Origin of the sequence: Acinetobacter tianfuensis (assembly GCF_003611465.1) — a bacterium.
In the GTDB taxonomy this organism is placed as follows: Bacteria; Pseudomonadota; Gammaproteobacteria; order Pseudomonadales; family Moraxellaceae; genus Acinetobacter; species Acinetobacter tianfuensis.
In genome coordinates, this window is record NZ_RAXV01000036.1 from 27,660 (window position 1) to 40,263 (window position 12,604).

Sequence of the window (12,604 nt, forward strand, 5' to 3'; positions counted from 1 at the left end):
AAAATAATAAATGTTGAGACGCTTGTGAATACAGTATTTTACACCTTGTTAGGATATGTTTGGCAGTATGTAACAAACCCTAAGGCAATGATGGCGCTATCTTTTTTTGTAGCGCTTGTGGCTATGTACAATTCAGTGCCGCCAAAAACCTTTTATACGCTTGCTGGCATTTATGTCGTCGGCATGATTATTTGGGGGATTTATGAACTTGTGCAATATAGAAAAAGAAGCCAACAGGGTGAAGAGCTGGCTGAGGCGATAAGCCGCGATACAGAAGCAGAATATGGCAAACAAAAAGATAAGGAAGAATTACAGCTGATTAATCAGCAAATGAAAGATTCGATTCAGCTGATCCGTAAATCTAAATTAGGTGATAAAAGCGGCAATGCGGCCTTATATGAGCTGCCGTGGTATATGGTGATCGGTAATCCTGCAGCAGGCAAGAGTTCAGCGATTTACAACTCAGGATTACGTTTTCCGTTTGAAGAAACCCACCAGAAAATGGTGTCTTCAGGATTAAGCGGAACGCGAAACTGTGATTGGTTTTTTTCAACTGAAGGCGTTTTGCTTGATACGGCGGGACGTTATTCTGTATATGCAGAAGACCATAATGAATGGCTGGGCTTTTTAGGCTTGCTGAAAAAGAACCGTTCAAAAGCGCCAGTAAATGGCCTGATTGTGATCGTCAGCGTTGCTGAACTCGTCAGCCAAAGTCCTGAAAAATCAATTAAATTGGCAAAAAATTTACGTGCCCGGGTTCAAGACATTACAGAACGCTTAGAAGTATTTACGCCAGTATATGTCGTGTTTTCTAAAATGGATTTAATTGCTGGATTTACTGAGTTTTTTGAATGCTATGAACATAATGAATTTGATCAGGTATGGGGCGCTACGCTGCCATATGATCCAGAATCGTCAGAAAATGCGACAGCATTATTTGAAAAATATTATGGACTGCTTTATGACGGATTGAAGGGGGTAAGCACAACACATTTAAGCCGCCGCCATTCTCAAAATATTTCTCCAAGCGTGATGACTTTTCCGCTAGAGTTTAAAACTTTAAAGCCTGTGTTAAAAACATTTATTGGGACTTTATTTCAAGATAATCCATATCAGTTTAAACCAGTATTCCGCGGATTCTACTTTACCAGCGCTTTACAGGAAGGCACTATTGAAAGCCCGATGACTGAGCAGCTGGCGGATGATTTTCACTTGATCCGCAGCGATAACAGTAACTTTGGTGTTCCAACGAAATCGATCTCACAGGATCATGGCTATTTCTTAAAAGGCTTATTTTCGGACGTCATTTTAAAAGACAAAAATTTGGTAAAGCAGCATATTAATCCGCTGCGTAAGCGTAAACGCTTTATGTCTTTTTTAGGCGCTTTAATTGCAGTGGCCATTGTACTCAGCCTTTGGGTATGGTCTTACCGCAATAATCAGCAGCTGATTGCTGAAGTACAAGCCGATATGGATAAAGTCGTACAAATGGAAAGCCGTTCTGGCGGTGATTTATCTGCACATTTTGATGCCTTGCTGATTTTACAGGGGCATTTACAGCAATTGGATCATTTTGATAAAGACCGTCCGCTCAAATATAGTTTTGGCTTATATCAAGGCAATCAAATACGTGAAAAACTCAAAGCAGAATATTTAAAAGGTATTCAGCAATTGGTATTACAGCCGTCACAGCAAAACATCACCCAATATCTGCAGCGTGTAAAAACCAATGAGGCGACATTAAAAGAAAATCATATTAATGTGAAGCTGAATCAGACTGTTCGCTCAAATCAGCCGTATTTAGAGCCGTCTGACAGTAACCCGCAAGATGCATACAATGCGCTGAAAGCATATTTAATGCTTAGTAATGCGCAGTACCGTGAGTCGAGTCATTTAAGTGATCAAATTTCACGTTTCTGGCGCACATGGCTGGATGCAAACCGCGGCCAAATGCCCCGCGGTGATATGATTCAACAAGCAGAGCAGGTGCTTTCATATGCCATGACTTTAGCAAATGATCCGCTGTTCCCGCAGTTAGAATCAGATTCTCAGCTGGTGGATCAAACGCGTCAAATTTTAATGGCCGTCAGTACGGGTATTCCTGCACGTGACCGCGTTTATAATGAAATTAAAATGCGCGGTTCAGTCCGCTTCCCCGCGTTGACGGTAAAACAAATTATCCCAGAAACAGCACATGGCAGTATGCTCGGCTCATATGCATTGCCGGGTATTTTTAGTTATCAAGCTTGGAACGGCTACGTAAAAGATGCCATTGAACAAGCGGCAAATAGCCCGACTGATTCAAAAGATTGGGTGTTAAATATGACTCAATCAGATGATTTGACCTTCAGCGGCAGCCCGGAACAAATCCGTAAACAGCTGACAGAACTGTATAAGCAGGAATATATTGCAGAATGGCGTAAATTTATTAATGCTGTGCATTATGCAAAAGCCAGTGATTTAACTCAGCAAATGCGTATTACGGATGTGCTGGCTGAGCCTGAAAGCTCTCCAATACGCGTATTCATTGACCGCATTGCTAAAGAAACCAGCTGGGATAATCCCATTGTACAGGCCGAGCTGGCTGCGCCTCAAAAAGGTTTTGTCGCATGGTTTAAACGCAAAGTACTGAACCGTGATGACGCTCAAACTGCGCAAATGAATGCATCGGTATTATCGCAAGGTGTGATCTCTAAAGAATTCAGCATGTATTACCAGCTGGTACGTAAGCGTGATGATTTGCAAAATAAATCATTATTAGATGAATATATGCAGATCTTTGGACAAGTCCGCAGCAAATTCAATGATTTAAAAAGTTCTGGCGATGCAGGTCCAGCCACAATGGCTTTGGTTAAGCAAACAATTAATGAGCAAAACTCAGTCTTTAACAGCACGCAGAAATATGTTGATGAAAAAATAGCGGTTGGCCTTAAAGAAATGGATCATCAGCAGCTGCAAAAATTGTTAATGGTTCCATTGACGCAGGCTTTTGAAACCTTAATAACACCTGCACAAGATGAAATTAATAAACTATGGACCATTCAGGCATATCAACCATATACAGCTAATTTGGCGAATAAATATCCATTTAATGCGGCAGGATCTGTGCAGGCAACCAGTAATGAAATCAACCAAATTTTTGGTGAAAATGGCAGTATTGCGCGATTTGTAAAAGAAAATTTAGATCCATTTGTAATTCGCCGCGGCTATACCTTAGCCTCAAAGACATGGAAGGATCTAGGTATCAGTTTAAATCCGCAATTCAGTACAGATTTCCAAAGCTATGTTGCGCCTAGCAATGGCGTTGCAACAGGTGAGCTGAATCAAACACCTGCAGCGGCCAGTCAGTCGAATTTCCAATTCTACCCGCAAGAAAATCCGCAGCTGCTGTCTTATACCGTTGAAATTGATGGTCAGCGCATGGTCTTTGAAAATGGCATTCAGCAATGGGTGAACTTTGTCTGGCCAAATAAAGGCGCAATTCCTGGTGCGCGTATCAGTGCGGTAAATACTGAAGGCAAGAGCTATACAATTGTCGATGAGCCCGGTGAATATGGCATTAACCGTTTAATTGAAGGCGCAAGCCGTACACAAAATGGCAATACATTTGAAATGCTTTGGCGCAGCAAGGAAGATCCTAAAATTTTTGTAAAAATGAATTTCCGGTTAATTAGCGGCAGCTCTGGCGGCATTGGTTCAAATAAAGGCTATAACGGCATGACCTTGACCGATAAAGTCGTGACAAATAAAGCTGTTCGCGTGGTTTCAGCTGAAACGATCAGCACTGTAAAGCCAGCAGCGCCGCAATTGGCTCAGCAAGGAATAGCGCCATGATTTTTCTATACACACATGATGATAGGGAGTGATCAGCATGTATGACGTAAAAACAATTCCGCTGTATTATGGCAAATGTCCTGCGCATGGCGATTTTTTAAAAACCCGCGGGCAATATGCGTTGATACAGCTGATTGATCAGTGGATTACTGAATCTCTAGAATTAGCGATGCAATCTGAGCAATTTTCAGAGAAATACGCCAAGCTGCCTTCTTTTGATTTTTTTATTGCCAGCCCGCAAGATAAGCGCTTCATGGTGGCCAATCTCATTAGCAGTGAAGACAGTTCCGGACGTCAGTTTCCAATGGTGCTGAGCCATTTACTGGAAATTGATGATCCATTGGATAATATTCAATATGCGCCTTATCGTTATAAACAGACGCTCATTGACCTGTATCAGCGGAACCGTATTATGCGGTCAATACGTGATCCAGAAATTTTGCTAGATAAATTAAGTAAATTGCATAATGAAATACAGGTATTTGGAACTGAAGAAACGGCTTCATTTTATGAACACCATACGATGTATTCGTTTGCAAAAATTATAGGCATTCCTTTAGAACATTTTGTGCACAGTATTATTGCTTTAGGATTGCTGCTGCAGCCCGTCATTAAGCATGGCACATCAAAACTGACCAAGGTTCTGGTTTTACCTATCCATAATATTAGTTATTGCTATGAGATTGCCGCATTTTGGGTCCATCTCATTAGCCGCTTTTTCAGCAAGCAAAATACGGAGCTGCTGATTGGCGTACTTCACAGTGAAGAACCTATTTTACTGGTGGGGTTCCAAGGGGCTGATATACAAGCTCTCAGCGATATATTTAACCACAACTTAGATAGCGCACACTGGGTATCTCTTATCGATGCCAATTGGGTTCATGAATATTTGGCAGAAAATGCGGGGCTAGCAGCCTTAGAACAAGCATTGTGTGAACGCCAAATCAGCTTGATGCAAGCATTTAAATTGTTTAAACAGACATTTATAGAAGTTTAAAATGAAAAATAAATTAATATCCAGCATGCATATAGTGCTAAAAAATACAAAAAAAACGTGTCTGCCAGCATTGCTGCTAAGCATAAGCTGCCCGCTGTGGGCACAAGAGCCTATTATCATTGAAGGGGCTGTACCTAATGCAGCCGCAAAACAAGAAATTTTAAATAAAATGTATGCTTCTTATGGCCGTGAAAATGTCGTGGATAAAATACAAGTGCGTATGGTCACAGCGCCCGCTGGCTGGAGCAGTACTGTAAGTAATGCCATTACAGATGATCTAAAAAAAGTGAGACAAGGCAAACTGACTATACGCGGTACACAGCTGGACTTGACCGGCAAAGTAACAAATGCAGATGACATACAGCCAATGTCAGCACGTTTACAGACTTTAGTTCCTGCGTATAAAGTAAATGCAAATTTGAGTGTAAATGCGGCAGAACAGCACATTATTGATGCTGCGTTAAAAAATAGAATTATCGAATTTGAATCGGGGAGTGCTGTACTGGCCCCTTCAGGCATTCATATTTTAAATGAAATGTCTATTGCATTAAATAAAGTAGGCGCTAAGAAAGTAAAAATTATTGGTCATACTGACAGCTCTGGCGATGCAGCGAAGAACTTAAATTTGAGCCAAGAACGGGCTGCAGCGGTGAAAAGTTATTTGGTCAGTAAAAGTATCTCTGCAGACCGCATGAGTATTGAAGGTTTAGGTTCAAATAAACCTGTTGCGGACAATACAACACCCGAAGGACGTAAGAAAAACCGTCGTATTGAATTTGAAGTCTTGTAATTCTTCATCTTTTTCAAGCATAACTTTGCACCTAGCAGTACAATGTCATTACATTGTACTGCTATACTCATATTTATTGATATATTTTCGCCCACGGCTGTGCTTCTTCTATAGCAACAGCCAGTTCTAATAGTGTTCTCTCATCACCAATTTTAGCTGAAAATTGCATGCCAATAGGCAAGCCAAATTCCTTAGCAGTTGCCATAGGCAATGAAATTGCTGGAGCGCCAGCAATATTTTGAATTGGCGTAAAAGTGACATAATTTTGTATACGGTTAAATAGCTCATCAAATGGCAATTGCGGTGAAATATAGCCAAGTTTTGGTGTGGTATGCGCTAAAACTGGGGAAAGCAGTACATCATATTGCTGAAAAATTTGTTGATATTGCTGCTGTATTTTGTTTAACCGATACATAAATAACGGGGTTTTATAAAAATTGTTTTTATAAAGCTTGGCTAAACCAACAGTCAAATGATCCAATTCAGAAGCATCAAAACTTGACCCAAATAATGGTTTGCCAAAGCTTTGCAGCAAAAAGGATAAAAATCCCCAGTAATGGCTAAAATCATCTACGAATGAAGACATTATAGGCAGTCTAAAGTGTTCAACATGGTGACCTAAATTTTCAAGCAATTTTGCCGTTTTATTTAAGGCATCAGACGTTTCTGCATCAACAGTGCCCGTAATGGATGCTGTAACGAATCCAATTCTTAACTTTCGCTGTATAGGATGTTCCACAAGACCTATTTGCGGCAGTTTTGTATTATAAAAACTGCGCTCCATACCAGCAAAAAAATGCGCAGTATCACGTACACTGCGGGTCAGCACGCCTTCAGAAATAATATTGATTGGCAGCTTGCTCGCAGCATCACTATCATAAGTTCTGCCTCGGCTCGGTTTTAATCCAATTAAGCCTGAACATGCAGCTGGAATACGGATGGAGCCGCCGCCATCATTTGCATGTGCAATAGGCACAACGCCAGATGCAACTAATGCAGCCGATCCTCCTGAAGACGCGCCGCAAGAAAAATCTGTATGCCATGGATTTGCGGTCGCGGAACCATCTTTATATTCAGTTGTGGCATTTAAACCAAATTCAGGCATTTTACTTTTGCCTAATAGGTTAAAGCCCTGATCAAGTATCTGCTGCGTGATTTTTGGATTTTGAGTGATATTAGGTGTATGAATAGCTTGTGAACCATGATGTGTCGGAAAGCCAATAACATCTGTATTATCTTTAAGAAAAAAAGGGATTCCTTGAAAAATGCCTCGGCTATTTTCTTGAGCAAAATTCAGCGCTTCATCAAAGTTTTCTATTTGAATTGCATTTAAAGCTGGATTTACTTTCTGCGCACGTAAAATAGCTGCTTCTGTAACTTCTTTGACTGAAATATCTTTATTTTTAATAAGTTGCGAAATTTTTACAGCATCAAAAGTTTCTAAAACATCATTTGTAAAACCATGTACACGTTTGGCGGCTGCTTCTTGCATTATAAGTCCTTAATTTTTTTAACACTTTTAATCAGTTTTTTTGACTTTGAAATAACGTATTGTCAAAATGATTATATAAATAGCTTGATAAATAGGCAATGGAGTAAAGGACTGGATTTCATCTAATGACTATTTTCAGCTTGTATTGTATAGAGGCAGAAGGAGAAATATAAATGGTATATACATTTATATGGTAAATGATGTGCTAAATGATTAAGAGATTGCTAGGGGGGGACATCATTTTTCATCGTCATTTTGTAGATAAATATATAAGATATCTGAAAATTTCATCACGGTTGTATAAAGCATGGGCACTTTACCAAAAATTGAATCAGTACTTTTAGAAATCCATCAAAGTCTTGGTGGCAATACCTCATATTCGACAGTTCAAAAGAACAAATTTGCCACTGGGAAAATCAGTATCAGTAAGCAATCTGATATGATGAAAAAAATTATTTTATCTATTTTTGAAAAACTTAATGTTCGCCCTGAGTCTTTTGATGCCACTTGGCAATCATTAACCAATATTGCAAATGCCTATAAAGGTCTCGAGCTTAAAACTTGGACATTTAATGCTAACCAAAAACAGATTAACTGGATGCTTTTATCGCATTTCTTAGTACCTGGTTTGGCACGATTTTCAGCATTCCAAGCAATAGAGTCTCCTTTTGATAAAGGGATGTCAGGTGGCCGTTTCTGGTATTTACCTGAGGTGGTTGAAAGTGATGGTAATAAAAAACTAATTCTACCCGTGCCACAAGTCATTGACTGGTTAACAGATCTACTAGGAACAGAGGTAGACAGTGTTGCCAACCATAGCCTAAACATAGACATTCAAAATTTACGGCGTTCTCTTTATAACTGGAAAAATGGTGCAAATACTATTCGTTACAGCACTATTTATGAATATTTCCCAGATGGGTTAAGTTTAGATTTTGAAGGTGCTTTTATCTTAGATAAAACTCTTAATCTTGATGAAAAATTTAACAAAGCATTGGCTTTTATTAACAAAAAGGAACTAAATGCTCAAAAGCTTAAATTTGAAATCCCATTATCTGAGGAACTCCTTACCGATATTTTACAGGGGAATGTAAATGAAGATGAAAAGATTAGATTAATTGAATGTTTATTAGATCGCTATTCGGCACCTTCAATAGACCTTATTCGCCAACGACTTGTTTTTGCTAGTGTAGTGCAAGATATCTATCACCGATTAGTCAAGTCTCTGTGTCCTGACGTAGATAAGTATTGTATCGATCCCCAACAAAATAAAGTTCTACAATTATTCGCTTTATATAAAGTTGTTTATAACCTCACTATCGAGGCATGGAGAAATTGTAGAGATAAAGGTGAATTTGCAGAAGATATATGGTTTGAGGCCCATTTACCTGAATCGGATAAACAAAGCTTATTTCTTTCAATTTTACCCTCTGCTAAAGAAACAGGTATTGACGAACTAGCTGCATATCTAAGCTACAGCTTCCGTACTAATGTCAGTAATGTACTTGATGATGTAATTGGTCATGCTCAGGAGTCATGTGTTGAAGTATTTGAACGTACTATACGCAAACGCTATAACTTTGATGAAGAACAAACTAAAATTCAAGAGTTAAAATCTCGTATGCAAAGGAGCTCACCATGGAGAGCATTACAAAATGAGCAGAATTATTGGGTAGTAAGTGACATAGCTCAGTCACCAGAGCTCCATATTTGTCTGAAAGAAATGGCCGCTAAGCGTATGAGAGAATTGGCTAATACACCGATAGAGAAAATTCTAGTGGTTATTCCAGAGCTTGCTTACTATTTAAATGGTGAAAGTAAAAACAGACCTAAAGATTGCAAAAATAAGGTTGATGCTTTAATTACTGAAGCAGAAAAAAGCGAAGGATATGATTTATGGAAGTTTGCCATTTTGCAGTACAAAGCTAAACACTTATTGGCACAAAATAATTTTGCGGAGGCATCAGAATATTTCAGAGATGCCTTGGAAGATAGTTTTAAAGGCAGTTATGGCCTAATGACTGGAGAAATTGCACGAGATTGTTTAGCCGTAGCAGTGGCGAATCAAAAACTTATCACAAACAATCACGAAAAATATTATCGTGAGATGCTTAGTGGTGGAATGATAGAAAGTGATCAAATTCCTTCTATAGAGGAAGTAGCACGTTGGGCATACTCTTATTTCTGGGAAGATCTTTATAAACCGTATCCTGGAATCAAGCCTCAACAACCGCTCAGTCAAACTCTTGTAAAACCGGCTTTGGATAAACTTTTTCCTTTGCTAGAACAAAATAATTTAGCAGGATTGAAGGATTGGCTAAACTCTAATAAAACTTTGTTTAAATCTAATCTGCCTGACGTTGAAGGTAACTCAATGCTCATGCTGATGTTGAAACTATTTCTTAAAGCTCAAAAAGTGATGGATACGAAGATATTAGAAGTTTGGGAAACCCTTTTAAAAGATATTTTTGAAAAATATCCAAAACAACTGAATATTGTAGATCTAAAAGGTCAAACACCATTAATGTTGGCTGTCGAAGCTCGTGAAACGATGTTAGTTGAACAAATGTTATTAGTTGGTGCCGATGCGAATATTCAAAATTATCAAGGTATGACGGCATTACATACAGCCTGTAAAATTCGGACTCCCAAAATTTTTGATGCCTTTTGTATTGAGTCTTCTGATTGGAATGTGGCAACAGTAGATGGTAGATTACCGTTACATACTGCCTGTTGGTCTGGAAATATTTATGCTGTCAAAAAGTTAGTAGAATTAGTGTCGGAACAACTTTGGGAAAAAGATCATACTGGATTAACACCGTTAGAATTGGTTGAATACCTGATAGAAAATCCTGAAGCACGACAGATGTTAGAGCAACAAAGTAGAAGGAATGGATACTCATGTGGAACTCAGCAAGAATTAGAAAAAATTCTTGCTGTTTTAGAGCAATCTTTATCCATGAACAACTAATTGTAAAATAGCTCTGTACAACTTCATGTACAGGGCTAAATTGAAACGATCTCTATGAATCACACGGGTAAATATTTTCTAAAATACGAAATTTATATGTATCCCATTATGAAAAAACTTGGACTAAAAAATGGGTATCATGATTCAGCAGAATGTGCAGCATAGCTACTTCTCCCCGAAAATCACTGGATAGCGATCAGATTGGGTTTGGCTAGTATATTTTCCATAGCGATTGAAGCTTCTTAACTTAGTGTGTATTCCTGTGAAATACATGGAACAATTAATTTCCATGCAGATTTTGCAATATCTTCTGCTGTAGGACGTTGATCTTGTGGCCGTTGGAGCGCTGATCGCATAAGTTCCCGTACCCCACCTAAAACAAAAGACGCAAGATCATGTGCGGCTATATCTTGACGGATAACACCTTGCCGTTGACCTTTTTGAAAATTGCGTGTTCCTTCTTCGACCTGTGCCGCTATTCGGGCTTGCTCAATCTCAACAACAATAGACTCTCTTCGTAATGAACCGAGGATGACGGCTGAAAGGGGATTGTTTTGATAAAAGACTGCAAGACTTAAAGTTCGTTCCCATTCACGTTTAAGCCAGTCAGACTCACTTGATGCTGAAAATAAAACGTCAGCATCAAGTTTATCGTAAAAAGCCTCAACAACCGCAGCGATGAGACCAGCTTTGGAACCAAAGTAATGGTAGGCTAAACCAATTGAAACTTCAGCGCGGCGAGCAACTTCAGCCATTTCAATATGGCCATTGCCTTCAATCATCACCTCGTTTGCTGCAGTGATGAGGGCTAACGTGCTTATTGAAGCATCTCTAACTCTGCTTTTCTTAGGCTTATTCATCAGTTTTTTTATGTTCCAGTAATCTTTTAGGATGCATCCCATTAACCATTCCAAAAAATGGCGGGAAAATACTATATCCCATCATGCGTAATAAATCTTCTGACAGTTCCTTTGCTGTTTCCAATGGAACTTCCATCATGAAGTTTTCTTGTTGACGCAGCCGTGGTTCACAATATTGGCAAGTAAAACCTAAACGTGCTGAATCCGAATAATTTGCCCCGCCGCCATGCCATAAGGTGCCAAGAAATACGACGGCAGAACCTGCTGGCATTACGCAAGGGATTGTCTCGCTTTCCAGCGGTATTCTTTCACCATCCCAAAGATGACTGCCTGGAACGACTGAAGTTGCACCATTACTTGCTGTGAAGTCATCAATCGCCCAAACTGTAGCTGCGCCAATTGCTTTTCTTGGCCTGGGCACAGTATATTGTCCATCATCAGTATGCAGCAATTGTGCATTTTCACCAGGTAAAATTTTGATCACTTGCATTTGTGATAACAAATAATTTTGCAATAAAATGCGATCGAGTATGGCTAAGACACGTGGATGCTGTGCCATTTTGTCAGCAACTCTTGTTTTAGCGAGAACATTGTATACGCGCTGAGTTTTAATGCCCTCAAATGTATTTCGCCCAGTATGGTTCAACAGGGGATTTATATTTTCTTTTATCGTTTGAAGTTCTTCATGTGTTAAAAGATCTTGAATAATGACATAACCATCTTTTAATAAGTGTTTCAGATCATTGTCAATCACCGCAGGATCTATATCTTCAGTCCCTGTACTTTTTGTCCACATGTGACGACCAGCTAAGTCTTGGCTTAATTCATTGAGGCTTTTAACGACTTTTGTCATTCTAGAAATTCCTTTTTATTTTGAATTGAATTTAATTCAATTTGAATTAAAATACAAATAGATAATGCTGTTGTTGATATAAACCCTTATTTTTATGGTTAGGGGACATTGACATCTGTTTTGTATTTTTAATAAAAAACACTTTTAAAGCAATGGCTTACTGATATTAAAAATATGAAATAGTATTTTTAATTTATATGCATACTATGGTTTTTATGTCCCATCATTGATAAATACCAGCGAGCAGCATTCGATAGTTTGGCCTTTAAACCGATCATGATATAGGCCATCAATCTAGATCGGCTTACCGAAACAGTTATAGCATTTTGATATGAATGTTTAGATCGCAGAATCCAAAGCTTATTGGCCGTCATTCAGGAACGCAATGTTTCCACTAAAATATCAAATTCATGAACGGTGGTGAGCTTTTCATATGCTCAAGTAGATTTAAAACCATAAAATTGCTCAGCGACAAAATTGAGGCACTTGAGCCTGATTTCTTCAGGAAGCCTGGAGTTGCTGGTTTGGCCACGACTGGAATGAGCTAATGCAGCTGGGCCTTGAGCTTTATATTTCTGCAGTAAGTGTCTGATCTGACGTTCTGAAATATGGAGTAGCTGAGCAGCTTGGGATTGAGTTATGCGTTGATCACAGATTTCCTGCAAGACCGACAAGCGTTTAAGTTCTTTATCCGACATAGACACCAACATATCAAACCGTCCGCTAATGAAATTGCAAAAATACATATTCTAAAAGCGGACATTTTTACTTTGGAGAAACCGGACATTTCTATTTTGGGATTACAGA

The 12,604-nt window shown here is 38.9% G+C and carries 7 protein-coding genes and 1 pseudogene; 4 read left to right on the top strand and 4 right to left on the bottom strand.

The annotated features are described in order from the left end of the window. Positions 1–24: 24 nt before the first annotated feature. Genes tssM through D7V32_RS14220 form a run of 3 tightly spaced genes read left to right on the top strand, consistent with a single transcriptional unit; the run spans position 25 to position 5,621 of the window. Positions 25–3,834 carry a type VI secretion system membrane subunit TssM gene (gene tssM, locus D7V32_RS14210; protein WP_120403499.1) on the top strand — a complete coding sequence of 1,270 codons (3,810 nt, stop codon included), beginning with the start codon at positions 25–27 and terminating at the stop codon, positions 3,832–3,834. Positions 3,835–3,871: 37 nt separating this feature from the next. Further along, on the top strand, positions 3,872–4,831 hold the full coding sequence (tagF, locus tag D7V32_RS14215; protein ID WP_120403500.1) for a type VI secretion system-associated protein TagF: 960 nt from the start codon (positions 3,872–3,874) through the stop codon (positions 4,829–4,831). Position 4,832: 1 nt separating this feature from the next. Next, positions 4,833–5,621 carry an OmpA family protein gene (locus D7V32_RS14220; protein WP_407641552.1) on the top strand — a complete coding sequence of 263 codons (789 nt, stop codon included), beginning with the start codon at positions 4,833–4,835 and terminating at the stop codon, positions 5,619–5,621. Between the two features lie 73 nt (positions 5,622–5,694). On the opposite strand, the gene D7V32_RS14225 is transcribed toward D7V32_RS14220, so the two are convergent. Continuing rightward, on the bottom strand, positions 5,695–7,113 hold the full coding sequence (locus D7V32_RS14225) for an amidase (RefSeq protein WP_120403501.1): 1,419 nt from the start codon (positions 7,111–7,113) through the stop codon (positions 5,695–5,697). 307 nt (positions 7,114–7,420) lie between these two features. Here D7V32_RS14225 and D7V32_RS17380 point away from each other — a divergent pair, with 307 nt between their 5' ends. Beyond that, positions 7,421–10,084, top strand: a complete 2,664-nt coding sequence (locus D7V32_RS17380) for an ankyrin repeat domain-containing protein (RefSeq protein ID WP_171407677.1) — start codon at positions 7,421–7,423, stop codon at positions 10,082–10,084. Between the two features lie 242 nt (positions 10,085–10,326). Here the strand turns inward: D7V32_RS17380 and D7V32_RS14235 are convergent, their stop codons facing one another. From D7V32_RS14235 to D7V32_RS14245, 3 genes and pseudogenes are all read right to left on the bottom strand, one after another. Beyond that, positions 10,327–10,944 carry a TetR/AcrR family transcriptional regulator gene (locus tag D7V32_RS14235; protein ID WP_171407678.1) on the bottom strand — a complete coding sequence of 206 codons (618 nt, stop codon included), beginning with the start codon at positions 10,942–10,944 and terminating at the stop codon, positions 10,327–10,329. Beyond that, complete coding sequence (locus D7V32_RS14240; RefSeq protein ID WP_120403503.1) at positions 10,937–11,797, bottom strand: phytanoyl-CoA dioxygenase family protein; 861 nt, start codon at positions 11,795–11,797, stop codon at positions 10,937–10,939. Before D7V32_RS14240 ends, D7V32_RS14235 begins: the two co-directional genes overlap by 8 nt. Positions 11,798–12,013: 216 nt before the next feature. Next, positions 12,014–12,495: pseudogene (locus D7V32_RS14245) on the bottom strand (helix-turn-helix domain-containing protein); the annotation flags it as partial. Positions 12,496–12,604 lie beyond the last annotated feature (109 nt).